This is a genomic window from Kineococcus mangrovi, assembly GCF_041320705.1.
Taxonomy (GTDB): domain Bacteria; phylum Actinomycetota; class Actinomycetes; order Actinomycetales; family Kineococcaceae; genus Kineococcus; species Kineococcus mangrovi.
In genome coordinates this window covers 42,140-67,367 of sequence record NZ_JBGGTQ010000010.1, presented here as the reverse complement: position 1 = coordinate 67,367, position 25,228 = coordinate 42,140, and the positions used below count along the sequence as shown (strand labels likewise).

The following is a 25,228-nucleotide window of genomic DNA, read 5'->3' as shown; positions in this document are numbered from 1 at the left end:
CCGGAGGACCGTGGAGGAGCAGGCAGTCCAGATCGGCGGGACCTGCAGGGACCTCGGCGCCTGCCGTCGCGGTGGAGGGGCGGGCCGGGAAGTGCGGCGAGGGCGGCCGGGTCGCGCCGGTAGCCTGTCGGGCGTGCTGATGCGGATGTCGACGCTGTTCCTGCGGACCCTGCGGGAGGACCCGGTCGAGGCCGAGGTCGCCAGCCACAAGCTCCTCGTGCGGGCCGGGTACGTCCGCCGCGCCGCCCCCGGGATCTACACCTGGCTGCCGCTGGGGCTGAAGGTGCTGCGCAAGGTCGAGGGGATCGTCCGCGAGGAGATGGACGCGGCCGGTGCGCAGGAGGTCCACTTCCCGGCGCTGCTGCCCCGCGAGCCGTACGAGGCGACGAACCGCTGGAGCGACTACGGCGACGGCATATTCAAGCTCACGGACCGCAAGGGCGCCGACTACCTCCTCGCCCCCACGCACGAGGAGATGTTCACGCTGCTGGTCAAGGACCTGTACTCCTCGTACAAGGACCTGCCGCTGTCGATCTACCAGATCCAGACGAAGTACCGCGACGAGGCGCGTCCGCGGGCGGGCATCCTGCGCGGGCGCGAGTTCACGATGAAGGACTCCTACAGCTTCGACGTCGACGACGCGGGCCTGGAGAAGTCCTACGACCTGCACCGCGAGGCGTACGTCAAGATCTTCCGCCGTCTCGGCCTGGACTTCGTCGTCGTCTCGGCGGTGTCGGGGGCCATGGGCGGCTCGCGCAGCGAGGAGTTCCTGCACCCCACCGCGATCGGGGAGGACACCTTCGTCCGCTCGCCCGGCGGGTACGCCGCGAACGTGGAGGCCGTCACGACGCTCGCGCCCGCGGCCGTCCCGTTCGACGGGCTGCCCGCCGCTCACGTGGAGGACACCCCCGACACCCCGACCATCGAGACGCTCGTCGCGGTCAGCAACGAGAAGCACCCCCGCGCCGACCGGCCCTGGACGGCCGCGGACACGCTGAAGAACGTCATCGTCGTCCTCAAGCACCCCGACGGGACGCGCGAGCCGCTCGCCGTCGGCGTGCCCGGCGACCGCGAGGTCGACCTCAAGCGCCTCGAGGCCGCGGTCTCGCCCGCCGAGGTCCAGCCGTTCGAGGCCGCGGAGTTCGCCGGGCACCCCTCGCTCGTCAAGGGCTACATCGGGCCCGGTGTGCTGGGCTCGGAGAACGCCTCGGGCATCCGCTACCTCGTCGACCCGCGCGTCGCGGGCGGCACGGCGTGGGTCACCGGCGCCGACGCCCCCGGCCAGCACGTCTACGACCTCGTCGCCGGCCGCGACTTCACCCCCGACGGCCTCGTCGAGGCCGCCGAGGTCAAGGCCGGTGACGAGGCCCCCGACGGGTCCGGTCCGCTGGAGCTGGCGCGCGGCATCGAGATCGCGCACATCTTCGCCCTCGGCCGCCGCTTCGCGCAGGCCCTGGACCTCAAGGTGCTCGACGAGTTCGGCAAGCAGGTCGTGGTGACGATGGGTTCCTACGGCATCGGCGTCACGCGCGCCATGGCGTGCGTCGCCGAGGGCAACCACGACGACAAGGGCCTCGTCTGGCCCCGCGCGCTCGCCCCCGCCGACGTGCACGTCGTCGCCACGGGCAAGGACGCGGCGGTCTTCGAGACGGCCGAGCGGATCGCGTCCGAGCTCGACGCGCAGGGGATCGAGGTCCTCTACGACGACCGCCCCAAGGTCTCGCCCGGGGTGAAGTTCAAGGACGCCGAGCTCATCGGGGTGCCGACGATCCTCGTCGTCGGCAAGGGCCTGGCCGAGGGCACGGTCGAGCTGAAGGACCGCCGCAGCGGCGAGTCCGAGCAGGTGCCCGTCGCCGACGCGGTCAGCCGCGTCGCCGCCGTCGTCCGCGGCTGAGCAGGCGCGCCGCCACGGTGGTCCCCGCGACCACCGCGGCGGCCACCCCCGCGCTCACGGCGACGGTCGTCGAGGTGTTCTGCTCGGCCCCGCCGCGAGCCGCGGCCACCCAGCCCAGGCCCCAGGCCAGGCCCGCACCGAAGGCGAGGCGGCCGCGGCTGCGGACGGCGGTGAACACCCCGACCCCGGCGGCGACCCCGAGGACGGCGACGGCCCAGCCGGTCTCCCCGCCGGTCAGACCGCTGCTGCGCAGGGCGGCGGCCGCGTTGGCGACCGTCGCGATCGACACCCACCCCAGGTACAGGCCGATCGTCCCGTCGACGAGGACGCCCTCGACGCGGGTGCGGGGCCGGTCGGCCAGCAGCGCACCGAACGTCTTGACGAGCACGAGCAGCAGCACCGCGATGACGACGACGGACGACCACACCGACCCCAGCTGCACGGTGCCGATCCAGACGGCGTTGAGGACCAGCGACGCCGCCGTCCACCAACCCGTGGCCCGCTGGCGCGGGTCCTCGCGCCGGGCCGGCAAGGCCTGCCAGACCGCCAGCCCGGCCAGGCCCGTGTAGACGACCGACCAGATCGCGAACGCCGGACCGGCGGGGGCCACGAACGTGGCGTCCGCGCTCAGCGCGCCCCCGGCGGCCGAGGCGACGGGGGTGCCGCCGAAGGCGCCGGAACCGGCGGCCGCTCCGACGATGCCGAGGACGGCGCTGGCCACGACGACACCCTGGCGGACGGTGTCGGACGGGCCGTGGCCGGTGCGGGTGCCGTCGAGCCGGTCGAGGGGCGCGTCGCTGCTCACGCCCCATGCTCTCGCCCCCGCCCGCGCGCTGCACGTGGGCGCCGTCCGCCGACCTCGCCACGCCCGCCGCGTGACCGTGCGACCCGCACAGCGGAGGGTCGACCCCCGGGCGATCCGCCCCGTGACCGTCCACGGCACCACCCCTAGCGTCCTCACGAACCCCTCCACGACCCTCCGGACCCCGGGAGCCCCCGTGTCAGGTGCAGCAGGACACACCGCCGACGACCACGCGCTCGGTCGCGTCCCCCAGAGCGCGCGCTACAGCTGGTGGTCCGTCGCGGTCCAACGGTTCGGCCAGGTCTCGGCCCTCAGCCAGTTCCTCCTCGGCGCCACGCTCGGGTTCGGGATGAGCTTCTGGACGGCGTTCTGGGCGTTCACGTTCGGGGCCGTCATCCTCGAGGTCGTCGCGATCTTCGTCGGCATCATCGGCTCCCGCGAGGGCATGTCCACCTCGATGGTCGCGCGCTGGCTCGGGTTCGGCCGCGGCGGGTCGGCGCTCATCGGCCTCGCGATCGGCATCAGCCTCATCGGCTGGTTCGGCATCCAGTCCGCGGTCTCGGCGCAGGGTCTGGCCAGCACCCTCGGCGGCCTGCCCGTCTGGGGCTGGTCCATCCTCTTCGGCCTCGTCGTGACGGCGATCTGCATCTTCGGGTTCGGGTCCATGGCCTGGACGGCGTACGTCACCGTGCCGGCGTTCCTCGTCCTCGTCGGCTGGGCGATCGTCAGCGAGCTGGCCACGAACGACGTCGGTGCGCTCATGTCCACCCCGCCGCCGGGCGAACCCATCAGCCTGGCCACCGGGACGACCCTCGTCGCCGGCGGGTTCATCGTCGGGGCCGTCATCACCCCGGACATGACCCGGTTCAACAAGTCCAGCGCCGACGTCGTCAAGCAGACCGTCGTGGGCTTCACGCTGGGCGAGTACGTCATCGGGATGTCCGGTGTCCTGCTCGCGCACGCCATCGGCTCCCCGGACATCACCACCATCCTGACCTCCTCCGTCGGTTGGGTGGCGGTCCTCGTCGTCCTCCTGGGCACCGTGAAGATCAACGACTGGAACCTCTACTCCTCCGGCCTCGGGGTCGTGAACTTCATCGGCACCGTCACCGGTCGCCGCGTCAACCGGGCCGTCACGACCGCCGTCATCGGCGTCGTCGGGAGCCTGCTCGCCGCGGCCGGGATCCTCGGCCAGCTCACCGGGTTCCTCATCGTCCTCGGTGTCGTCTTCCCGCCCATCGCGGGGATCATGGTCGCGGAGTACTTCGTCGTGAAGAAGTGGCGCGGGGTCCTGGAGAGCTCGCGCGCCGACGGTGACGCCGTCCCCGAGACCTCCCCGACGTGGGTGCCCGCGACGATCGTCGTGTGGGCCGTGGCGTCGCTGTTCGGGTACTTCGTCCACGTCGGGCTGGGGTCGGTGAACTCCCTCGTCATCTCCTTCGTCCTGTACGTCGTCGCCGGCCGCACGGGCCTGCTGCGCGAGGTGGGGACGAGCCGCACCACCGACGGCGAGGTCGCCGAACCCGCCACCGCGACCGCCTGACCGGACACCCCGCAGCACCCGAGAGGAACCCCCATGCGCATCGGCATCGACGTCGGCGGCACCAACACGGACGCGGTCCTGCTCGACGACGACGGCTCGGTCCTGGCCGCCGTCAAGTGCTCCACGAGCGCCGACGTCTCCGGCGGGATCGTCGCGGCCCTGTCCGGCCTGCAGCACCGGCGGGCGTTCGACCCGGCCGGGGTGCGGGCGGTGATGATCGGCACGACGCACTTCGTCAACGCCCTCGTCGAGGCCCGGCGGCTGGCCCCGACCGCCGCTCTGCGGCTGGGGTTGCCGGCCACGGCCTCCCTGCCACCGATGGTCGACTGGCCCGAGCGGCTCGTGCAGGCCGTCTCCGGCCGCGCCTACCTGGCCCACGGCGGGCACGAGTTCGACGGCCGGACGATCTCCGAGCTCGACGAGGACGAGCTGCGCCGGCACGCCGCCGACATGGCGGCCCACGGTGTCCGCTCCGTCGCCATCACGTCGGTGTTCTCGCCCGTGAACACCGAGTTCGAGCTGCGCGCCGCGCAGGTCCTGGCCGCCGAACTGCCCCACGTCGCGATCTCGCTGTCGCACGAGATCGGCCGCATCGGCCTGCTGGAGCGGGAGAACGCCACCGTCGTCAACGCCGCCCTGCGGGAACTGGCCGGGGGCATCGTCGACGGGTTGCGCACCTCCGTCGCCGGCGCCGGGATCGACGCCCCGATCTACCTCAGCTCCAACGACGGCACCCTGCTGGACGTCGAGCACGCCCGCCGCTACCCGGTCTCGACGTTCGCCTCCGGCCCCACGAACTCCATGCGCGGGGCGGCCGTCCTGTCCGGCGTCCACACCTGCGCGGTCGTCGACGTCGGCGGCACCACCTCCGACGTCGGCGTCCTGCAGCGGGGTTTCCCGCGCGAGGCGACGACCGAGGTCAGCGTCGCGGGCATCCGCACGAACTTCCGGATGCCGGACGTGCTGTCCATCGGCATCGGGGGCGGGTCCCTCGTCCGCGGGCAGGGCGCCGAGGTACGAGTCGGCCCGGAGTCGGTGGGTTTCCGCCTCGTCGACGAAGCACTCGTCTTCGGCGGGTCGACGCTGACGGCGACGGACATCGCCGTGGCGTCCGGCCGGGCCGACATCGGCGACGCGTCCCGGGTCGCCGACCTCGACCCCGCGCTCGTGCGCACGGCGCTGGAGCGGATCGCGTCCGACGTGGCCGACGCGGTCGACCGCATGCGCACCTCGGCGCAGCCGCTGCCCGTCGTGGCCGTCGGCGGAGGTTCCGTGCTGCTGCCCGACCACCTCACCGGAGCCGGGGAGGTCCTGCGCCCGGAGAACTTCGCCGTCGCCAACGCCATCGGCGCAGCCATCGCGCAGGTGGGCGGCGAGGTGGACCGGGTGTTCTCCATCGAACCGGGCAAGCGGACCGAGGTGCTCGACACCGCCCGCGCCGAGGCGGCCGAACGCGCCGTCGCCGCCGGGGCCGACCCCCGCACGGTCGAGGTGCTCGAGGTCGACGAGGTGCCGCTGCCGTACCTGCCCGGTGGCGCGACGCGCATCCGCGTCAAGGCCGTCGGGGACCTGCAGCTCGCACCCGCCCGCCGGGAGGCCGTGCATGCCTGACACGCGCGGTGGCACGAGGACCGGAACCCGGGTCGAGCTGGACGACCTCGCCGACATCGGCCGGGGCGCAGCGGTCCTGGGCACCGGGGGCGGCGGTGACCCCCACATCGGCGGGCTGCTCGCCGGGGCCGCGGTGCGCGCCCACGGACCCGTCGACCTGACGCCCCTGGCGGACCTGCCCGACGACGCCGTCGTCCTGCCGGTGGCGATGATGGGCGCGCCGACGGTCATGGTCGAGAAGCTGCCGTCGACCGACCAGGTGGGCCGCGCCATCCGCGTCCTCACCGACCACCTGGGGCTTGAGGTCACGCACCTGGCCTGCATCGAGGCCGGTGGTGTGAACTCCCTCATCCCGTTCGTGGGGGCCGCCGAACTCGGTCTGCCGCTGCTGGACGCCGACGGCATGGGGCGGGCCTTCCCGGAGCTGCAGATGGTCCTGCCCACCGTGTACGGGATCCGCGGGACGCCCATGTCGATCGTCGACGAGAAGGGGAACTCCGGTGTCCTGGACACCGTCGACAACCGCTGGGCCGAGCGGTTCGCCCGGTCGGTGACGATCGACATGGGCTGCTCGGCGATGATCAGCGACTACTGGATGACCGGGGCCCAGGCGCGGCAGGCGCTCGTGCCGGGAACCCTGTCGCTGGCTGCGCGGATCGGGCGGACCCTCACCGCGGCCCGGACCAGCGGTGACCCCGCCGGGGCCGTCGCCGACCTCCTCGGCGGCACGGTCCTGTTCACCGGCAAGATCACCGACGTCGCCCGCCGGACGACGACGGGTTTCGCCCGGGGCGAGGCGCGGCTGGACGGCACGGGGCCCGACGCGGGGTCCGAACTCCTGCTGGAGTTCCAGAACGAGTTCCTCGTCGCCGTCCGCGACGGCCGCACGGTGTCCACCGTCCCGGACCTCATCTGCGCCCTGGACACCCAGACGGGAGAGGCCGTGCGCACCGAGGGGATGCGGTACGGCCACCGCGTCACCGTCCTCGCCGCTCCGTGCGACGAGCGCTGGCACAGCCCCGCGGGCCTGGCCCTGGCCGGGCCGCGGGTCTTCGGGTACGAGAGCGACCCGGTCCGCGCGACCCCCGGGCCACTGCCCACCCCGACGGAGGCGAACCGGTGAGCTGGATCCTCGACGAGACCGTGCTGCCCGACCTCGCCCGCGGCGCTGCGCTCCTGGGTACCGGCGGCGGCGGCGACCCCTACATCGGGCGGTTGCTCGTCCAGCAGGCGATCCGCGAGAACGGGCCCGTCACCGTGCTGGACCCGCAGGACGAGGCGGAACTGCCCGACGCGGCGTTCGTCGTCCCGACGGCCATGATGGGCGCGCCGACGGTGATGGTGGAGAAGATCCCCCGCGGCAGCGAGGCCGTCGTCGCGCTGCGCACCCTCGAGGCCCACCTCGGCCGTCGCGCCGAGGCGACCATGCCCATCGAGTGCGGCGGGATCAACTCCATGATGCCGCTGCTCGTCGGCGCGCGGACGGGGTTGCCCGTCGTGGACGCGGACGGGATGGGCCGGGCGTTCCCCGAGCTGCAGATGGAGACGTTCAGCGTCTACGGCGTGCCCGGCTCGCCCATGGTGGTCGCCAGCGACCGCGAGGAGACGGTGCTCGTCGACACCGGCGCCGACGACGTCCGGATGGAACGCTGCTCGCGCGCCATCGCGATCCAGTTCGGTGGCGCGGCCCTCATCGCCGAGTACCCCATGACCGGTGCGGACGTCCGGCGCACCGCGATCCCGCACACCATGTCCATGTCGCTGGGGGCGGGCCGGGCGATCCGGGAGGCCCGGGAGAGCCACAGCGACCCCGTCGACGCGCTCGTGGCGTTCTTCGCCACGACCGGCTACGAGAACGTCCGCACGCTGTTCACCGGCAAGGTCGGCGACGTCGAACGCCGCACGACCGGTGGTTTCGCCCGCGGGCACGCCGACCTGCGCGGCCACGACGGCTCCCAGCTGCGGCTGTCGTTCCAGAACGAGCACCTCGTCGCCGTCCTCGACGGCGAGGTCGTCTGCGTGGTGCCCGACCTCATCTGCGTCCTGGACGAGCAGACGGGGGAACCCATCACGACCGAGGGGCTGCGCTGGGGCCAGCGCGTCGTCGTCGTGGCGATCTCGACGCCACCGATCATGCGCACGCCGCAGGCCCTGGCCGTGTTCGGGCCCCGCGCGTTCGGCCTGGACCTCGACTTCACGCCCGTCGAGGAGCTCGTGCCGGTGCCCGCCCCCGCGCTGACCTGACCCGGCCGACCCGGGCACGGGTGCGGCAGGATCGCCGCCGTGGAGCTCACCGCCGCCGACGTCCCGGCCCTCGTCCGCGGGGCCGAGGTGCTGGGCTCCGGCGGGGGCGGGGACGCCCGGGCCGGCGGCGTCCTCGTCTCCCGGCTGCTGCGGGGCGGGTCGGTGGACCTGCTCGACCCGGACGCCGCGGACGCCGCGGACGCCGCGGACCCGGACCTGCTCGTCTCGGCCGTCGGCATGGTCGGCGCGACGGTCGTCTTCACCGAGCAGCTGCCCGGCGGCGGGGAGTTCACCCGCGCCCTCGACGCCGTCCAGCGCTGGACCGGGCGGTGGGCCGGGGCGGTGGCGAGCATCGAGGCGGCCGGGCTCAACGCCGCGACCGCCCTCGTCACGGCGCTGTCCGCGCCGGCGAGGCCGCTGCCCGTCGTCGACCTCGACCTCTGCGGCCGTGCCCTGCCCCGGCTGGACCAGTTCTCCCTGGCCGTCGCCGGGTCCGACATCACGCCGCTGGCCCTGGCCCTGCCGGGTGGTCAGGTCGTCGTCGTCGACGGCGGCGACGCGGTGACGACCGAGCGCAGCGTGCGCAGCGTGCTGGCCGGCGGCGGAGGCTGGGCCGCGATCGCGGTGGGGCCCCGACCCCTGCGCGCGCTGCGCCGCCACGCGCTGGCGGGCACGACGCGACGGCTGCTCGACGTCGGCCGCCGCCTCCTCGCGCTGCCCGACGCGCCCGGCCCGGCCGCCGTGGCCGCGGCCGCCGGCGGTACGGTGCTGGCCTCCGGCCGCGTCCTGGAGGTCGTGCGCCACCGCGGCGCCGGGCAGGGCGGGTTCGGTCGCGGCAGCCTCGTCGTGCGCGACCGCGCCACGAGCGCGCTGCTGCGCCTGGAGATGGAGAACGAGTACCTGCTCGCCCTCGTCGACGGCGAGGTCGTCGCCACCACACCCGACGTGCTCGCCGTCCTGGACCGGCGCGCGGCGCGACCGGTGTCCTGCGACCGCGTCCGTCGCGGGGACGACGTGGTCGTGCTCCGCCTGGACGCCCCGGCGTTCTGGCGCGACCCGGCCCGCCTCGGCGCCGTGGGGCCGCGCGCCTTCGGGTACGACGTGGACCCCGTCCTCGTCCCCGCGTCGGGGGTCCGGGCGTGAACGTCCCGGTGAGCACGAGGGGGCTGCCCGCGCTGCTGCACCTGCCCGGCTGGCGCGACGCGGTCCGGCACGTCGCCGGCCCGGTGGACGGTCCACCGCCCACCGGCGTGCTCCTCGCCGACGGGGGCGGTGCGACCGCCGTCCCCGCCGTCGCACCCGGCACGCTGCTCTGCCTCGCGGGGGCGGTCGGGGCCGGGACGGCCGACGCGTGGCGGCTGGAGGTGCAGCTGCGCCGGGCGGCCGACGCCGGGGTCGTCGCCGTGCTGCTCCCGTCGGCGGCCGAACCCACGGGAGGGACCCGGTTGCTGTGCTCCCGGCTGGGCCTCGCGCTGCTCCTGGCCGACGAGCCGGTGCTGCAGCGGGCGCTGGAGGCGGCGGTCGCGCTCGCCGCGCCCGACGTCGACCGGGCGCGGGCCGTGCGCGAGGTCTCGGCCTCGCTGCCGGGCGCGGTCGGCTCCGCGCGGGAGGGCGCGGCGCTGGTGCGCCTGCTCGAACGCGTCCTGGGCCTGCCCGTCGCGCTGCTGGACGGCCACGGCGCCGTCCTGCACACCGGTCCCGCACCCGTCGCGACGGCCGGGCTGCGCACCGGCGAACCCGTGCCGCAGCGCGTCCCGCTGCCCGGGCCGGACGGCGGCACGGTCCTCGCGCACCCGGTCCTGCTGCCGGGGGTGCGGGCGGCGCAGCGCTGGCTCACGGCGGCCGCGCCCCGGTGGGCCGACCCCGAGACGGTCGCCGACTGCCTCGCCGTCGCGGCCGCGGGGCTGGCCGGGCGCCTCGGGGTGGACCGCCTGGGTCTCGAACGGGACGCCCGGGCCCGGGCCGCGCTCCTGATCGACGTCCTCGCCGGTGGCGACGGTCCGGACGCTGAGCTGCGCCGGCGCGCGGCCGCCGCCGGCTGGGCGCTCGACGGGTGGCACGTGGGCGTCCGCCTGGGCACCCCCGCCGCGACGGACACCGCCGGCTCGCGCGACGAGGTGGCCGCCGTCTTCGCCCGGGGCGGGCTCGCCCCGGTGGTCGTCGAGCACGGCGACGGGTGGAGCGCCTGGGTCACCCTGCCGCGGCCGCCGGCGGCCGAGACGGTCCGCGAGCTGTCCGAGGACCTGCGACGGGTGCACCGGGAGCTGCGCCGGCACCTGCGCTGCTGGACGGGGGTCGGCCGTCCGCGCGTCGGGCCCGGCGGCATCGCCCGCTCGCTGGCCGAGGCGACGGACGCGGCGGGGCTGGCCGCGGGTCGCACGGAGCAGGGCTGCTTCCTGCACGTCGACCAGCTCGGCGTCGCCCAGACGCTGCTCGCCTGGACCCGCACGGGCACGTTCCCGCCGGCCGCGCGCAGCCTGCTCGAACCGCTCGGTCCGCCCGGGTCGGACCTCGTGACGACCCTGGCGGCCTACCTGGACCAGGAGAGCTCGCTGGTGCGGACGGCCGCGGTCCTCGGCGTGCACCGCAACACGGTCGCCGCCCGCGTCGCGCGAGTGCAGCAGCTGCTCGAGGTCGACCTCACCGACCGGGACCAGCGGCTCGCGCTGCACCTGGCCTGCCGCGCCGTGGTCGGCGCCTGAAGGTCAGGGTTCGAGGTCGACGAGGACGGCCGCGTGGTCGCTGGCCCACACCCCGTCGACGGGGTCGACGGCGACCCGCCGCACGTCGCGCACCGACCCCTCGCCCGTGAAGGGCGCCAGGCCGACGAGGACGTGGTCGATCCGGGCGTCGGGCTGGTGGATGCGCGCGACGAACGGGTTGCGCCGGTCCCACGTGAACCCGGGGTCGGCCGGGTCCGCGAAGCGCCAGGAGTCGACGAGGACGAACCCCGGCACGGGCCCCGCCGTCTGGTACCCGTGGCACAGCCGCAGCTCGTCGGACTCGGCGACGGCGTTGAAGTCGCCCGTCAGCACCGGCGGGTAGTGCGCCCCCCTGACCCGCGTCCGCGCCACGAACGGCACGAGCTCGCGCACCTGGGCCACCCGGACCGCGGACTCGGCCGGGGAGGAGTTGAGGTGGGTCGTCGTGAACGGCAGCGGCCGGCGCGGGGCGTCGACGAGCACCTGCAGCGCCGTGCGGCCCTCGTCCTCGTGCCCGCCCGCGGGCAGGGCCAGGACGTCGGTGCTCAGGAACGGCCAGCGGCTGAGGACGGCGTTGCCGAACTGCAGGGACTCGGCCGAGGGGTCCCCGTGCTGGCGCAGCCGGCGCCGCCAGCGGTCGGGGGCGGGGGAGGGCGACCAGGCGGCGTGCATCCCGAGCCGCTCGGCGAGCCACTCGGCGAGGTTCTCCCCGTCGTCGGCCCAGACCTCCTGCAGCCCCACGACGTCGGGCTGCTCCTCCTGCAGGACCGCGAGGATCGCCTCCCGGCGGGCGCGCCAGTCCCCGAACCGCCACCACACGTTCCACGTCATGACCCGCAGCGGCGCGCCGGTCGCGCGCGGGCGCCGGACGGCCGGTGGGGGCGGGGGTGGGCTGCTCATCTCGGGCGCAGTCTCCCAGCCGGCCCGCGGACCCCCGCTCAGGGGGTCGGTGCACCGGCGCCGGTGGTGGCGGGGGTGGCGCCCGGGACGGGGCGTCCGTCCTCGCCCAGCCACGGCAGGCCGGGGAACGCCACGACCGTCGAGCCCCAGCGGCGCGCCGCGCGTGCCGCCGCGAGGACCCCGGCCGCGGCGGCGGCCCGCCCGGTGCCGGCGCTCGCGACGACGTCCACGCGCAGGGCGGTGACGCGCTCCTCGACCGAGGCCGCCAGCGCGGTGGCGGCCTCGGGGGTGGGGGCCGCGACGTCGTAACCGGCCGCCGCCTCGACCGGGGTGGCTCCCAGCGCCGTGAGCTCGTCGACGAGGTCGTCGCGGGCGACGCGGTGGGCGACCAGGTCGGCCAGCGCCTCCTCGCGCCGCGGGGTGCTCAGCCGCCCGGCGACGAGGGCGTAGGCGTGGACGGCGGCGTGCTCACCGGCGAGGGCGGCCTGCAGCGCCCGGACGCGGGTGGAGGTCGGCGCGCTCGTGGGGGACCCGCCGGGGGTCGGGGCCGTCGTGGCGGTGCCCGTCGACGGCGTCGGGGGGACCGGTCCGACGTCCTCACCCGTCACGGTCGCCTCGGCCTCGCGCACGACGGCCCCCGTCGCGACGGCGACCGCGTCGGCCAGCACGGCCCGCGAGGCGGCGACCGCGACGAGCAACCGCGCCATCGACGCGCCGGGTCCGCGGCCCTGCGCGGGCGCCAGCCCGGCGACCGCCGCGGCCGACGCCCGCCCCAACCGGTCGGTGACGACCTGCGCGTCGGTCGGGGTCGCGGTCGCGGGCCCGGTGCTCGCCGGCGACGACGGGTCGGAGCCGCCGAGGGCGAGCAGGTGCGCGCGGCACACCTGCGCGGCCTCGCCGGCGACGGCCTGCAGCGGGGCGGGCCCGCCGGCGGCGGCCTCGAGCACGGCGAGGAGGGCGAGCGCGTCGGCGGCCGCGCCCTCGCGGGCCACGTCGTCCGGCCCGCGCTCGGCCGTCGGCGTCGGTTCGTCCCCCACGACCCAGCGCACCCCGCACCCGGCCAGCGCCGGGCCCAGACCCGCCAGCGCCAGGGACCCGAGCAGCGCCCGGCGCGAGGGGTGCCCGGTGGTGGTCGGGACCACGGGGGGTGGGGCGGGTGGCACGGTCGTCGATCGTGCCAGGTGGGGGATCGTCCCCGGCGGGCGCACCCCCGGTCCACCGGGCGGTCCCGGGGCGGCCGGAGGGGTGCCCTCCAGCGTCTAAGCTGTCCCGTCGTGCCCGCGCCGGGACCCGGTGCGGCCGTCAGGACAACTCGAGAGCAGGGAGGGGCGGTCGTGTCGACGTTGGAGGAGGCCGTCCGGAGGGCGCTGGCCCCCGTCTTCGCCCCCGGCTCCGAGGTGGGCGACTCCCTCGTCCTCGACGACGTCGACGTCAGCAGCGCCGGGCGCCGCCACGTGGTGCGGGTCGTCGTCGACGGCGCCGGTGACGAACCCGCCGACGTCGACCTCGACGCCGTTGCGGTGGCCTCCACGGCCGTCTCGCAGGCCCTCGACGACGCCGACGTCCTGGGGCAGGCGCCCTACACGCTCGAGGTGACCTCGCCGGGGGTCGAGCGCCCCCTGACGACCCGGCGGCACTGGGCGCGGGCCCGCGGTCGCCTCGTGCGGGCCGTCCTGGCCGACTCCTCCTCGGTGCTGCTGCGCGTCGTGTCCGTCGACGACGAGGGCGTGCACGGGACGGGTGAGCCGCAGGCGGTCAAGGGTCGCCCGCCGCGGGCCAGGGACGTCGGGGCGCCCCACGACCTCGCCTGGGCGGACCTGGTCCGCGGCGAGGTGCAGGTGGAGTTCCGCCGCGCGGACGACCTGGACGACGGGCTGGACGACGGGCCGGACGACGGGTTGGACGACGGGCTGGACGACGACGCCGACCACGCTGACGACGAGACCGAGGACGAGCAGTGAACATCGACATGGCCGCCCTGCGGATGCTGGAGCGGGACCGCGAGATCCCCTTCGAGACGCTCGTGCGGGCGATCGAGCAGGCGCTGCTCGTGGCCTACCACCGCACCGAGCACGCCGACCACAAGGCGCACCCCGACGCCCGGGTCGAGCTGGACCGCGGCACCGGTGAGGTGCGGGTGCTGGCCAAGGAGCGCGACGACGAGGGCGCCGTCGTCGGCGAGTTCGACGACACGCCGAGCGGCTTCGGCCGGATCGCGGCGACCACGGCCCGCCAGGTCATCCTGCAGCGCCTGCGCGACGCCGAGGACGACGCGGTGCTCGGCGAGTTCGCCGGCACCGAGGGCGAGATCGTCTCCGGCGTCGTCCAGCAGGGCCGGGACCCGCGCGTGGTCCAGGTCGACCTCGGCACCCTCGAGGGCGTGCTGCCCCCGGCCGAGCAGGTGCCGGGGGAGAAGTACGAGCACGGCTCGCGGCTGCGCTGCTTCGTCGTGAGCGTCAAGAAGGGCCCCAAGGGCCCGCAGGTCGTCCTCAGCCGTTCCCACCCGCAGCTCGTGCGCAAGCTCTTCGCGCTCGAGGTCCCCGAGATCGCCGACGGCACCGTGCAGATCACCGCGCTCTCGCGCGAGGCCGGTCACCGCTCGAAGATGGCGGTGCGCGCCACGCGGCCGGGGGTCAACGCCAAGGGCGCCTGCATCGGTCCGGTGGGTCAGCGCGTGCGCGCGGTGATGTCGGAGCTGCGCGGGGAGAAGATCGACATCGTCGACTTCGACGAGGAACCCGCCCGCTTCGTGGCCAACGCGCTGTCGCCGGCGCGGGTGACGTCGGTGGAGGTCGTGGACCTCGCCGCGCGCTCGGCCCGGGTCGTGGTGCCGGATTACCAGCTGTCCCTGGCCATCGGCAAGGAGGGGCAGAACGCCCGCCTCGCCGCCAAGCTGACGGGCTGGCGCATCGACATCCGCCCCGACACCCGGGCCGGTGAGCAGGCGGGCGAGGCCTGAGCGGGAAGGGCTAGACTCTCCCCATCGTTACACTGCCTGCGACCGGTCACACCGACCGGCGGTCCGAGCACGCCCTGCGCCCTCCGGTGCGCACGTGCGTCGGGTGCCGCCGCCGGGACGGCCGGTCGTCGCTGCTGAGAGTCGTCGTCGCACCGGACGAGGCGGGAGTCCTCCTCGTCGACGTGCGTCGCCGGCTCCCCGGCAGGGGCGCGTGGTTGCACGAGAGCACCACGTGCCTGGAGCTGGCGGACAAGCGCCGGGCCTGGTCCCGGGCGTTGCGCCGGACGGCTCCCCTCGACACCTCGGGAGTACGGTCCTACCTGGACTCGTGCCCGCACGAGGCCGTCGTGTCCACCACCACCGATGAGAGCGGGTCGAACAGCTGATGAGCACCCGATGAGTCTCCAGCGATGAATCCCCCCGACTGATGACGGTCCGCGCCCGGTAGAGACGAGCCCGGACCGAGACAGGAGAGATGTGGCGAAGGTCCGGGTCTACGAGCTCGCCAAGGAGTTCGGAGTCGAGAGCAAGGTCGTGCTGGCCACGCTCAAGGAGATGGGTGAGTTCGTGCGTTCCGCGAGCTCGACCGTCGAACCGCCGGTCATCCGGCGGCTGAAGGACAAGTTCCCCACCGAGGGCGGCGCCGGCGCCGCCCGGCCGGGTCCGGCGGTGAAGCCGGGTCCGCGCGTCCCGAGCGGTGCCCGTCCGGGCCCCGCGCCGTCGGCCCGCCCGTCGGCGCCCCCGGCTCCGGCGCCCGCGCGCCCGGCGCCCTCCGCCGGTGCACCCGCCCCGTCGGCGCCCGCGCCGGCTGCGGCACCCGCCCCGTCGGCTCCGGCCGCCCCCGCACCCGCGGCGGCCTCCGGTCCGGCGTTCCAGGCCCCGCCGAGCGCCCCGGCCGAGCGTCCCGCCCCCCAGCGGCCGGCGACGCCCGGACAGCGCCCGACCCCGGGTGCCCGTCCGTCCACCCCGCCGTCCTCCGGCGGTCCCGGCCAGGGCCCCCGTCCGGGGGCCCGTCCCGGCCCCGGTGGTCCCGGCGCCCGTCCGGGTGCCCCCGGCCAGGGTGGCCCCGGCGGTCCCGGTGCGCGGGGTCCGCGTCCGGACCGCGGTGAGCGTCCCGAGCGTGCCGAGCGCCCCGGTGGCGACCGTCCGCGCGGCGACCGCCCGCAGGGCGACCGTCCCCAGGGCGAGCGCCAGGGTCGTCCCGGTGCCGGTGCTCCCGGTGGTGCGCCCCGTCCCGGTGGCGGTTCGCCGCGTCCGGGCAACAACCCCTTCGCGACCAGCCAGGGCATGCCGCGCCCGCAGGGTGGCCCGCGTCCGGGCAACAACCCCTTCGCGGCCAACCAGGGCATGCCGCGCCCGCAGGGCGGTCCCCGCCCGGGTCCGGCCGGTCCGGGTGGTCCTCGCCCCGGTGGCCCGCGTCCGAACCCCGGCATGATGCCCGCGCGCCCGACGGTCGGCCGTCCCGGTGCCGGTGCCGGTCGTCCCGGTGCGCCGGGCCGTGGTGGCCCCGGTGGTGGCCGCGGTGGCGGCGGCGGGTACGCCGGTCGTCCCGGTGGTCCCGGTGGCGGCGGCTTCGCCGGTCGTCCCGGTGGTGGTGGTCGTCCGGGCAACCGCGGCGGCACCCAGGGCGCGTTCGGCCGCGCCGGCGGCAAGCCGGCCAAGGGCCGCAAGTCCAAGCGCGCCAAGCGCCAGGAGTTCGAGGCGATGGCGGCGCCGTCGGTCGGCGGCGTCTCCGTCCGGCGCGGTGACGGCTCGACCGTCGTCCGCATCCGGCGCGGCGCCTCGGTCAGCGACTTCGCCGACCGCATCGACGCCGACCCCGCGGCGCTGGTGACGATCCTCTTCCACCTGGGCGAGATGGTCACCGCCACCGCGTCCCTGGACGAGGACACCTTCCAGGTGCTCGGCCAGGAGCTCGGTTACGTCATCGAGGTCGTCTCGCCCGAGGACGAGGAGCGCGAGCTGCTCGCGGGCTTCTCCATCGACCTCGACGCCGAGCTCGAGGCCGAGGGCGACGAGGAGCTGCAGGCGCGTCCCCCGGTCGTCACCGTCATGGGTCACGTCGACCACGGGAAGACGAAGCTGCTCGACGCGATCCGCTCCTCCGACGTCGTGGCGAAGGAGGCCGGTGGCATCACCCAGCACATCGGTGCCTACCAGGTCGCCAAGTCGCACGAGGGCATCGAGCGTCCCATCACGTTCATCGACACCCCGGGTCACGAGGCCTTCACGGCCATGCGTGCCCGTGGGGCGAAGGTGACGGACATCGCCATCCTCGTGGTGGCGGCCGACGACGGCGTGATGCCGCAGACCGTCGAGGCGCTCAACCACGCCCAGGCGGCGGACGTCCCGATCGTCGTGGCGGTCAACAAGGTCGACAAGGAGGGCGCGAACCCGGACAAGGTCCGGCAGCAGCTCACCGAGTACAACCTCGTGGCCGAGGAGTACGGCGGCGACACGATGTTCGTCAACGTGTCCGCGAAGCAGGGCATGGGCCTGGACGACCTCCTCGAGGCCGTCCTGCTCACCGCCGACGCCTCGCTGGACCTGCGCGCGAACCCGGACAAGGACGCGCGCGGTGTCGCGATCGAGGGCAACCTCGACAAGGGCCGCGGTCCCGTCGCCACCGTCCTGGTCCAGTCCGGGACGCTGCGCGTCGGTGACGCGATCGTCGCCGGCACCGGTTACGGGCGCGTCCGCGCGATGATCGACGAGAACGGCGACTCCATCGATGTCGCAACCCCGTCGCGTCCGGTCCAGGTCCTCGGGCTGACGTCGGTGCCGGGGGCCGGGGACACCTTCCTCGCCGCGCCCGACGACCGGACCGCCCGGCAGATCGCGGAGAAGCGCGACGCCGCCGAGCGGAGCGCATCGCTGGCGAAGGCGCGCAAGAAGATCTCGCTGGAGGACTTCACCAAGGCGCTGGAGCAGGGCAAGGTCGAGACCCTCAACCTCATCCTCAAGGGTGACGGGGCGGGGTCGGTCGAGGCCCTCGAGGACGCGCTCTACAAGATCGACGTCGGCGACGAGGTCGAGCTGCGCGTGATCGACCGCGGTGTCGGTGCGGTGACGAAGAACAACGTCAACCTCGCCGTCGCCTCGAACGCGATCATCATCGGGTTCAACGTGCGCCCGGAGCAGCAGACCAAGGAGTTCGCCGACCGCGAGGGCGTCGACATCCGGTTCTACTCGGTCATCTACCAGGCGATCGAGGACGTCGAGGCCTCCCTCAAGGGGATGCTCAAGCCGGAGTACGAGGAGGTCCAGCTCGGCACGGCGGAGATCCGCGAGGTCTTCCGCTCGTCGAAGTTCGGCAACATCGCCGGCTGCCTCGTCCGGTCGGGACTCATCCGTCGCAACACCAAGGCGCGCGTGCTGCGCCGCGGTGTCGTGCACGGGGACAACCTCGCCATCGAGTCGCTGCGACGGTTCAAGGACGACGCCACCGAGGTCCGCGAGGGCTACGAGTGCGGTATCGGCCTCGGATCGTTCAACGACCTTCAGGTCGACGACGTCATCGAGACGTTCGAGATGCAGGAGAAGGCGCGGAACTGACCCGCGCACGACCCGGCGGTCACCCCCTCACCCCATGTTCACAGCAACGCTCACCGTCGACCTGCTCCTCGGCGACGTCCACTCCCTCAAGGGCAAGCGCAGCCTCGTGCGGCCCCTGGTCGCCGAGCTGCGCCGCACCTTCGAGGTCGCCGCGGCCGAGACCGGCCACCTCGACCTGCACCGGCGGGCCGAGGTCGCGGTCGCCGTGGTGGCCGCCGACGCCGCGCGCTGCACCGACGTGCTCGACCGGTGCGAACGCCTCGTCGCGGCGCACCCGGAGTTCCAGATCCTCTCCGCCCGGCGCCAGTCCCTGTCCTCCAAGGACTGAGGACCGGTGCCGGACGCTCGATCCCGACCCTGCAGGAGTTCCCCGTGGCGGATCCCACTCGTGCCCGCAAGCTCGCCGACCGCATCAAGGTCGTCGTCGCCGACGCGCTGGAGAAGCGCGTCAAGGACCCCCGCCTGGGGTTCGTGACGATCACCGACGCCCGGGTGACGAACGACCTGCAGCACGCGACGCTCTACTACACCGTGTTCGGCTCCGAGGAGGAGAAGGCCGGGACGAAGGCGGCGCTGGAATCGGCCAAGGGCGTGCTGCGCTCGGAGGTCGGCAAGCGCACCGGCATCCGGCTCACCCCGACGCTGACCTTCACCGCCGACGAGGTGCCCGAGACGGCCCAGCAGATCACCGACCTGCTGTCCAAGGCCGCCGAGCAGGACGCCCGCGTCGCCGCCCTCGCGGCCGGGGCGGAGCCCGCCGGCGAGGCCGACCCGTACCGCAAGCCCGCCGAGCACGACGACGCCTGGGACGACGACCTGGGCGAGCGGGACGACGACCTGGACGAGGTGGAGGACGGCGACGGGGACGACGCCTCGGCGAACGTCGCCCGCGGCTGACCTCCCGGTGGCACTGTGGAGGGGTGGATCCGCAGTTCCCCCTCCCTGACCCGGGTGGGGGCGCCGGCGACGGCGTCCCCACGTTCTTCCTCGTCCTCTTCGCGCTGCTGCTGCTCCTCGGCGTGGCCGTCGCCCTCGGCGGGGTCCGGGCCGCGGTGCGCGCCCGCCGCCGGTCCCGGGACGCGGTGCGCCTGGGCACCGAGGGCGTCACCACGACCGGGACGGTGGTGGACAACCGGATCACCAGCCACCACGAGCACCGCATGACGTTCTCGCCCGTGGTGCGCTTCGAGGCCGCCGGCCGCGAGGTGACCGTCGTGGGCGAGCAGGTCTGGAACAAGTCCTTCGTGCCCGGTCGACCGGCGCAGGTCGTCTACGACCCCGCCGACCCCGACCGGGCGCACGTGCTCGCCGAGGGCGGCTCGGTCCTCGGGCGCGGGGCGGGCGGGATCGTCGTGGCCGCCGTCGGAGCGGCCTTCCTGGTGCTCGTCGTCGTGCTGTTCGGCTTCGCGCAGTCGGTGTTCGAGCCGTTCCCCTGACCGGACCGCCCGCCGGGACAGGGCATGCTGCTCCCGTGCCGAACCGTCCCCACCGCCCCCGCCCCGTGCCGACCCCCACCGCGCAGGTGCTCCCGTGAGCGGCGTGGGGGACGGCATCCTCGTCGTCGACAAACCGGCGGGCTGGACCAGCCACGACGTCGTGGGCCGGTGCCGCCGGCTGCTCTCGACGCGCCGCGTCGGGCACGCCGGGACGCTGGACCCCGCCGCGACGGGCGTCCTCGTCCTCGGCGCGAACCGGGGCACGAAGTTCCTCACCCACCTCGTCGCCCACGACAAGGCCTACACGGCCACGATCCGGCTCGGCGTCGCGACCGTCACCGACGACGCCGAGGGCGAACCCCTGGGGGACGCGGTGGACGCGACGGACGTCGCCGACGACGCCCTCGCCGCGGCCGTCGAGGCCCTCACGGGGCCGATCCAGCAGGTCCCGAGCTCGGTCAGCGCCATCAAGGTCGACGGCCGGCGCAGCTACGCCCGGGTCCGGGGCGGGCAGGACGTCGACCTGGCGCCCCGGCCGGTGACGGTCTCCCGCTTCGAGGTGCTGGACCGCCGGTTCGACCAGGGGTTCCTGGACCTCGACGTCGTCGTCGAGGTCTCCAGCGGCACCTACGTCCGCGCCCTGGCCCGCGACCTCGGCCGCGCCCTCGGCGTCGGCGGTCACCTGACGGCGTTGCGCCGCACCCGCTCGGGGCCGTTCACGCTGGCGGAGGCCCGCACGCTGGAGCAGGTGGAGGCCCAGCCCCGGGTGGAACCGCTCGCCGCGGTCGCCCGGCGCCTGTTCCCGGTGCGCGAGGTCGACGAGCGGGAGGCGGGGAGCCTGGCGCACGGGGGGTTCCTGCCCGCCTCGGGCCAGGAGGGTCCGGTCGGGGCCTTCGCCCCCGACGGGACGCTCGTCGCGCTCGTCGGCGACACCCCGCGCGGGGCGAAGCCGTTGCTCGTCCTGGCCGCCGCCGGGTAGCGCGAGGGCCCGGCCCCGGGACGGTGCGTCCCCGGGTCGGGCCCTCGGCGCAGCGGGTGCCGGACGCCCCAGGCGTCGGGCGGGGGCGTCAGGCGGGCACGGTCTCGCGCACGCCGTGCCGGTCGCGGAAGCGGGCCAGGTCCAGCATGCCCTCCCGCTTGGCCACGATCGTCGGGACGAGCGCCTGCCCGGTGACGTTCACCGCGGTGCGGCCCATGTCCAGGATCGGGTCGATGGCCAGCAGCAGCCCCACCCCGGCCAGCGGCAGACCCAGCGTCGACAGCGTCAGCGTGAGCATGACGGTCGCCCCCGTCAGGCCGGCCGTAGCGGCCGACCCCACGACGGACACGAACGCGATGAGCACGTAGTCGGTGATCGACAGGTCGATCCCGAAGAAGCCGGCGACGAAGATCGCGGCCAGGGCCGGGTAGATCGCGGCGCAGCCGTCCATCTTCGTCGTGGCGCCCAGCGGCACCGCGAAGGAGGCGTAGGACCGCGGGACACCCAGGCCCTCGGTGACGCGCTGCGTCACCGGCAGGGTGCCGATCGAGGAGCGGGAGACGAACCCGAGCTGGGTCGCCGGCCACACCCCGGCGGCGAAGCTGCGCACGCGCAGGCCGTGGGCCTTCAGCAGCACCGGGTACACGACGAACAGCACGAGTGCCAGGCCGACGTAGATGTCGATCACGAAGACGGCCAGCGGGCTGAGCGCGTCCCACCCGTAGGTGGCCACGGCCCGGCCGAGCAGACCGACGGTGCCGATCGGGGCGAGCCGGATGACCCACCACAGCACGGTCTGGACGATGGCCAGGGCCGAGCGGGCGAAGGTCAGCACGGGTTCGGCCTTCTCCCCGACCTTCAGGACGGCGATGCCGAGCACCACGGCGACGACGAGGAGCTGCAGGACGTTGAAGTTCAGCGAGATGCCGCTGGAGCCGTTGGAGGCCTGCAGACCGAGGATGTTGGTCGGGACGATGCCTTGCAGGAAGTCCAGCCAGGACCCCGTCGAGGACGGGTCCTCCACCGCGCCGGCCGACACCGAGGACCGGACGCCGGGGTCGGTGAGCACGCCGATGCCCATCCCGATGCCGACGGCGACGAGCGCGGTGATCGCGAACCACAGCAGCGTCTGCCAGGCCAGCCGTGCGGCGTTCGTCACCTCGCGCAGGTTGGCGATCGAGGTGAGCACGGCGAGCACGACCAACGGCGGCACGAGGGTCCGCAGCATGGTGACGAAGATCGACCCGACGGTGGTCAGGGTGGTGGTGAGCCAGTTGGGGTCCTCGTCGGTGCCGCCCATCGAGCGGGCGAGCGCGCCGAGCGCGATGCCGAGGACGAGACCGATGAGGACCTGCACGCCGAAGGGCGTGCGGCGCAGGCGGGTGAGCACAGGGAACTCCAGGGACGACGGGGTGGCGGGAAGGGTCGTGCCCCGCCGCTACCTGGCGCTCTGCGCCCGTCCGAGGTCGATGTGGAGCCGCTCGGTGAAGTCCGCTGCCATGTCCATGCCGGGGGTGTGAACCACACCCCCTCCTCCCTTGTTCCCACCCCCTCGCTCCGCGCGGGTTGCGCCTCGTTGCCTCCCCGGGGCCGATGATCGGCCCCGGGGAGGCAACGAGGCGGAACCCGCGGAGGCGTCAGAAGAGCGTGTACCCACCGTCGGTGACGACCACCGACCCCGTCGAGAAGCTCGACGCCTCCGAGGCGAGGTAGACGACGGTGGCGGCGATCTCCTCGGGGCTGGCGTAGCGCTGCATGGGCGCGTCCTCGATCCACATGCGCCGGAACTCGGGCCGGTCGACGGGTGCCATCTCCGTCTTGACGTACCCCGGGGCGACGGCGTTGACGCGGATGCCCAGCGGGGCCCACTCGGCGGCCAGGGACTTCGTCAGCTGGTGCACCGCGGCCTTGGAGGCGTTGTAGACCGGCTGCAGCTGCGGGCGGTTGACGATCGAGGCGCTGATGGAGCCGATGTTGACGATGCTCCCGCCGCCGTGCCCGGCCATCCAGCGCGCAGCGACGGTGCTGGGCAGCCACACGCCCTTGAGGTTGGTGGTGATGACGTCGTCGTACTCCTCGTCGGTCACCTCCAGGGCGGGGCGGTGCACGCAGGTGCCGGCGTTGTTGACCAGGACGTCCAGGGCGCCCAGTTCCTGCGTCGTGCGGGCCACGGCGGCCTCGACCTCGGCGCGGGAGGTGACGTCCAGCCGCAGGCCGAGGGTGCGCCGGCCGGTGCTGTCGGCGATCTCGGCGGCCGCGGCCACCGAGGCCTCCTCGTTCCGGGCGGCGACGACGACGTCGGCGCCCGCCTCGGCGACGGCCTGGGCGAAGGCCCGGCCCAGCCCGCGGTAGCCACCGGTGACCAGGGCGACCTTGCCGGTCAGCGAGAACGTGTCCAGGACGGCCATGTCAGTTCACCTCGGGTGCGTTGACGACGACGACGGCTTTCATGCTCAGCGGGTCCGAGTCGGCGTTCAGCGCCTCCTCGACCTGCTCCAGCGGGTAGCGGGCGGTCACCATGTCGTCCAGGTGCACCGCACCGGAGGTGACCAGCTCGATGCCGCGGGGCCAGGTGTCGATGTAGCGGAACACCCCGGTGACGTTGATCTCGCGGGTGGCGATGAGCTGCACCGGCAGCGGCATCTCCTCCGCGCCGAGCCCGACGAGGACGACGGTCCCGCCCCCGCGGGTGGCGGCGATGCCGGACAGGACCGCCGGGGTCGCCCCGGAGCAGTCGATGAACGCGTCGGCGCGCAGGGCGGCGATCTCCTCGGCGTCGGTGACCGGGTGCAGCGCCCGGGTCGCGCCGAAGGAGGTGATGCGCTCGCGGCGGGAGTCGACGAAGTCGGTGACCACGACGTCGGTGGCTCCCCGGGCGCGCACGGCCTGGGCGCACATCGCCCCGATGGGCCCGGCGCCGGCGATGAGCACCCGGTCCCCGGGACCGATGCCGGCCTTGTGGGCGGCCCACAACCCGACGCTGAGGGGTTCGAGCAGCGCGGCGGACTCGTCGGACAGGCTGTCCGGCACCGTGTACGCCTGGTCGGCGGGCGCCGTCACGTAGTCGCAGAACGTCCCGTCGAAGGGGGGTGTGGCGTAGAACTCCATGAACGGGCACAGGTTGGACCGGCCGGACTTGCACTGCCGGCAGCGCCGGCACGGGACCTGGGGGTCGATGGCGACGCGGTCCCCGACGCGGGACTCGGGGACCCCGCGGCCGACGGCGACGACGGTGCCGGAGACCTCGTGCCCGAGGACGATCGGGGCGGTGACGACCATGTCGCCGATGCGCCCGTGCTGGTAGTAGTGCACGTCGGAGCCGCACACCCCGACCGAGCCGACGCGGACGAGGACCTCGCCGTCGGCGGCGGTGGGCACGGGCCGTTCCTGCATCTCGATCACGCCCTGGCGCAGCAGGACGCTGGCCCGCATCGTCGTGGGGACGGTGGTCGCGGTCATGGCTCTTCTCCTCGTCGAGGCCTGCGGAACGGTGGTGCGGCGCTGCAGGGAGCTTGCCAGCCCCGGGTGCGGCCCTGGTGTGCTGGGGTCGTGGAACCCGACGAGCACCTGCTGACCGGGGGCGGGCGCAGCGTCGTCACCCGCCGCGGCGACGTCGTCCTGCGCCCGGCCGCGCCGTGGTCCTCCCCGGTGCTGGCGCTGCTGCGGCACCTGCAGGACAAGGGGTTCCAGGCGGCGCCCCGACCCGTGGGGTCGGGGTTCGCCCCGGACGGGCGGGAGGCCGTGACGTTCGTGCCGGGGGACGTCCTCGCCCCCGCGCCGTGGGCGGACGACGCCGTCGGGGACGTGGGGTCCGTGCTGCGGGACCTGCACCGGGCGGTCGCGGACTTCGACCCGCCGGCCGGCGCGTCCTGGCAGCCGTGGTTCGTGCGCGACCTCGGCCGTGGCCCGCGGATCGTGGGCCACGGCGACACCGGCCCCTGGAACTGGGTGTCCCGCGCCGGCCGGCCCGTCGCCCTCGTGGACTGGGAGGCGGCCGGTCCGGTGGACCCCCTCGTCGAGCTCGCCCAGGCGGGCTGGCTGAACGCCCAGCTGGTCGGGGACGTCGTCGCCGAGCTGCAGGGTCTGGGGACCGCGGCGCAGCGGGCGCGACAGCTGCGCCTGCTCCTGGACGGGTACGAGCTGCCCCTGGCCCGCCGCGAGGAGCTCGTCGACCTCCTCGTCGAGGTGGCCGTGGCGGACGCGGCCGCCCAGGCCGAGCAGGCCCGGGTGCGGCCGGGCAGCACCGACCACGCACCGCTGTGGGCGATGGCCTGGCGCACCGACAGCGCGCGCTGGGTCCTGCGGCACCGGACCCTGCTGCTGCGGGAGGCGCTGCGGGCCGGGTGAGGTCCCGGGTCGCCCGGCGGCGACCGGGCGGGGAGGATCGGTCCCGAACGGAGGTGCGGTGGACGTGGGTGCAGATCCCGACCAGGACGTGACGACGCCCGACCCGAGGGCGCGCTGGCGCACGCTGCCGCCGCGGGTGCGCCCCGAGGACACCGTCGCCGAGCTCGACGTCGGCCCCGTCCCCGAACCGGGGCCGTCACAGGACCCGAACCGGGCGGCCGCGCTGCGCTTCCCCTTCCCGGGCGTCTGAGCGAGG

General features: G+C 75.0%; 23 protein-coding genes and 1 pseudogene. 18 read left to right on the top strand and 6 right to left on the bottom strand.

The window, feature by feature from the left end; translation table 11 throughout:
• Nucleotides 1-133 precede the first annotated feature (133 nt).
• Entirely contained in the window at nucleotides 134-1,894 is a 1,761-nt protein-coding gene (locus tag AB2L28_RS18535; protein ID WP_370720470.1) for a proline--tRNA ligase, read from the top strand.
• Here AB2L28_RS18535 and AB2L28_RS18530 read toward each other — a convergent pair.
• Nucleotides 1,863-2,699 carry a TspO-related membrane protein gene (locus AB2L28_RS18530; RefSeq protein WP_370720469.1) on the bottom strand — a complete coding sequence of 279 codons (837 nt, stop codon included), beginning with the start codon at nucleotides 2,697-2,699 and terminating at the stop codon, nucleotides 1,863-1,865. The genes AB2L28_RS18535 and AB2L28_RS18530 overlap by 32 nt on opposite strands.
• Before the next feature lie 193 nt (nucleotides 2,700-2,892).
• On the opposite strand from AB2L28_RS18530, the gene AB2L28_RS18525 reads away from it, so the two are divergent.
• From AB2L28_RS18525 to AB2L28_RS18500, 6 genes are read left to right on the top strand one after another with little or no spacing between them, the layout of a single operon-like run.
• Nucleotides 2,893-4,239 carry a purine-cytosine permease family protein gene (locus tag AB2L28_RS18525; protein ID WP_370720468.1) on the top strand — a complete coding sequence of 449 codons (1,347 nt, stop codon included), beginning with the start codon at nucleotides 2,893-2,895 and terminating at the stop codon, nucleotides 4,237-4,239.
• Nucleotides 4,240-4,272: 33 nt separating this feature from the next.
• Nucleotides 4,273-5,850 (top strand): hydantoinase/oxoprolinase N-terminal domain-containing protein, encoded by a 1,578-nt coding sequence (locus tag AB2L28_RS18520; RefSeq protein WP_370720467.1) that lies wholly within the window; start codon nucleotides 4,273-4,275, stop codon nucleotides 5,848-5,850.
• Entirely contained in the window at nucleotides 5,843-6,973 is a 1,131-nt protein-coding gene (locus AB2L28_RS18515; protein ID WP_370720466.1) for an S-methyl thiohydantoin desulfurase family protein, read from the top strand. The genes AB2L28_RS18520 and AB2L28_RS18515 overlap by 8 nt, the downstream gene beginning before the upstream one ends.
• Nucleotides 6,970-8,094 carry an S-methyl thiohydantoin desulfurase family protein gene (locus AB2L28_RS18510; RefSeq protein WP_370720465.1) on the top strand — a complete coding sequence of 375 codons (1,125 nt, stop codon included), beginning with the start codon at nucleotides 6,970-6,972 and terminating at the stop codon, nucleotides 8,092-8,094. The genes AB2L28_RS18515 and AB2L28_RS18510 overlap by 4 nt, the downstream gene beginning before the upstream one ends.
• 39 nt (nucleotides 8,095-8,133) lie before the next feature.
• Nucleotides 8,134-9,237 carry a DUF917 domain-containing protein gene (locus AB2L28_RS18505; protein ID WP_370720464.1) on the top strand — a complete coding sequence of 368 codons (1,104 nt, stop codon included), beginning with the start codon at nucleotides 8,134-8,136 and terminating at the stop codon, nucleotides 9,235-9,237.
• A gap of 8 nt (nucleotides 9,238-9,245) precedes the next feature.
• Nucleotides 9,246-10,796 (top strand): helix-turn-helix domain-containing protein, encoded by a 1,551-nt coding sequence (locus AB2L28_RS18500; protein ID WP_370720463.1) that lies wholly within the window; start codon nucleotides 9,246-9,248, stop codon nucleotides 10,794-10,796.
• A gap of 3 nt (nucleotides 10,797-10,799) precedes the next feature.
• Here the strand turns inward: AB2L28_RS18500 and AB2L28_RS18495 are convergent, their stop codons facing one another.
• The gene (locus tag AB2L28_RS18495; RefSeq protein ID WP_370720462.1) at nucleotides 10,800-11,696 is read right to left on the bottom strand and encodes an endonuclease/exonuclease/phosphatase family protein; all 897 of its coding nucleotides are present in this window, start codon (nucleotides 11,694-11,696) and stop codon (nucleotides 10,800-10,802) included.
• 38 nt (nucleotides 11,697-11,734) lie between these two features.
• Nucleotides 11,735-12,838: a DUF4439 domain-containing protein gene (locus AB2L28_RS18490; protein ID WP_370720461.1), complete on the bottom strand. Its 1,104-nt coding sequence runs from the start codon at nucleotides 12,836-12,838 to the stop codon at nucleotides 11,735-11,737.
• A gap of 192 nt (nucleotides 12,839-13,030) precedes the next feature.
• Here AB2L28_RS18490 and AB2L28_RS18485 point away from each other — a divergent pair, with 192 nt between their 5' ends.
• From AB2L28_RS18485 to truB, 9 genes and pseudogenes are all read left to right on the top strand, one after another.
• On the top strand, nucleotides 13,031-13,657 hold the full coding sequence (locus AB2L28_RS18485; RefSeq protein ID WP_370720460.1) for an LSm family protein: 627 nt from the start codon (nucleotides 13,031-13,033) through the stop codon (nucleotides 13,655-13,657).
• Nucleotides 13,654-14,655 (top strand): transcription termination factor NusA, encoded by a 1,002-nt coding sequence (nusA, locus tag AB2L28_RS18480; protein WP_370720459.1) that lies wholly within the window; start codon nucleotides 13,654-13,656, stop codon nucleotides 14,653-14,655. The genes AB2L28_RS18485 and nusA overlap by 4 nt, the downstream gene beginning before the upstream one ends.
• 86 nt (nucleotides 14,656-14,741) lie before the next feature.
• Complete coding sequence (locus tag AB2L28_RS18475) at nucleotides 14,742-15,041, top strand: YlxR family protein (RefSeq protein WP_370720458.1); 300 nt, start codon at nucleotides 14,742-14,744, stop codon at nucleotides 15,039-15,041.
• A 91-nt stretch (nucleotides 15,042-15,132) separates the two neighbouring features.
• Nucleotides 15,133-15,228, top strand: a pseudogene (locus AB2L28_RS18470) (translation initiation factor IF-2 N-terminal domain-containing protein); the annotation flags it as partial.
• Entirely contained in the window at nucleotides 15,211-18,210 is a 3,000-nt protein-coding gene (gene infB / locus AB2L28_RS18465) for a translation initiation factor IF-2 (protein ID WP_370720592.1), read from the top strand. The pseudogene AB2L28_RS18470 and the gene infB, both read left to right, overlap by 18 nt.
• 34 nt (nucleotides 18,211-18,244) lie before the next feature.
• The gene (locus AB2L28_RS18460) at nucleotides 18,245-18,538 is read left to right on the top strand and encodes a DUF503 domain-containing protein (RefSeq protein ID WP_370720457.1); all 294 of its coding nucleotides are present in this window, start codon (nucleotides 18,245-18,247) and stop codon (nucleotides 18,536-18,538) included.
• Between the two features lie 44 nt (nucleotides 18,539-18,582).
• Nucleotides 18,583-19,107 carry a 30S ribosome-binding factor RbfA gene (gene rbfA, locus AB2L28_RS18455; protein ID WP_370720456.1) on the top strand — a complete coding sequence of 175 codons (525 nt, stop codon included), beginning with the start codon at nucleotides 18,583-18,585 and terminating at the stop codon, nucleotides 19,105-19,107.
• Nucleotides 19,108-19,130: 23 nt separating this feature from the next.
• The gene (locus AB2L28_RS18450; RefSeq protein ID WP_370720455.1) at nucleotides 19,131-19,646 is read left to right on the top strand and encodes a DUF3592 domain-containing protein; all 516 of its coding nucleotides are present in this window, start codon (nucleotides 19,131-19,133) and stop codon (nucleotides 19,644-19,646) included.
• A gap of 94 nt (nucleotides 19,647-19,740) precedes the next feature.
• Nucleotides 19,741-20,625, top strand: coding sequence for a tRNA pseudouridine(55) synthase TruB (gene truB, locus AB2L28_RS18445; RefSeq protein WP_370720454.1), 885 nt, complete (start codon nucleotides 19,741-19,743; stop codon nucleotides 20,623-20,625).
• Between the two features lie 88 nt (nucleotides 20,626-20,713).
• Here the strand turns inward: truB and AB2L28_RS18440 are convergent, their stop codons facing one another.
• The 3 genes from AB2L28_RS18440 to AB2L28_RS18430 all read right to left on the bottom strand — a co-directional run bounded on the left by AB2L28_RS18440 (nucleotide 20,714) and on the right by AB2L28_RS18430 (nucleotide 24,084).
• The gene (locus AB2L28_RS18440) at nucleotides 20,714-22,015 is read right to left on the bottom strand and encodes a dicarboxylate/amino acid:cation symporter (RefSeq protein ID WP_370720453.1); all 1,302 of its coding nucleotides are present in this window, start codon (nucleotides 22,013-22,015) and stop codon (nucleotides 20,714-20,716) included.
• Between the two features lie 247 nt (nucleotides 22,016-22,262).
• Nucleotides 22,263-23,033 (bottom strand): SDR family NAD(P)-dependent oxidoreductase, encoded by a 771-nt coding sequence (locus AB2L28_RS18435; protein WP_370720452.1) that lies wholly within the window; start codon nucleotides 23,031-23,033, stop codon nucleotides 22,263-22,265.
• A gap of 1 nt (nucleotide 23,034) precedes the next feature.
• Nucleotides 23,035-24,084, bottom strand: coding sequence for an NAD(P)-dependent alcohol dehydrogenase (locus AB2L28_RS18430; RefSeq protein ID WP_370720451.1), 1,050 nt, complete (start codon nucleotides 24,082-24,084; stop codon nucleotides 23,035-23,037).
• 90 nt (nucleotides 24,085-24,174) lie between these two features.
• Between AB2L28_RS18430 and AB2L28_RS18425 the strand changes: the two genes are divergently transcribed.
• Together AB2L28_RS18425 and AB2L28_RS18420 are read left to right on the top strand one after the other, a co-directional pair.
• Nucleotides 24,175-24,972, top strand: a complete 798-nt coding sequence (locus AB2L28_RS18425) for a phosphotransferase (protein WP_370720450.1) — start codon at nucleotides 24,175-24,177, stop codon at nucleotides 24,970-24,972.
• Nucleotides 24,973-25,036: 64 nt separating this feature from the next.
• Entirely contained in the window at nucleotides 25,037-25,222 is a 186-nt protein-coding gene (locus tag AB2L28_RS18420) for a hypothetical protein (RefSeq protein ID WP_370720449.1), read from the top strand.
• The last annotated feature ends 6 nt before the right edge of the window (nucleotides 25,223-25,228 follow it).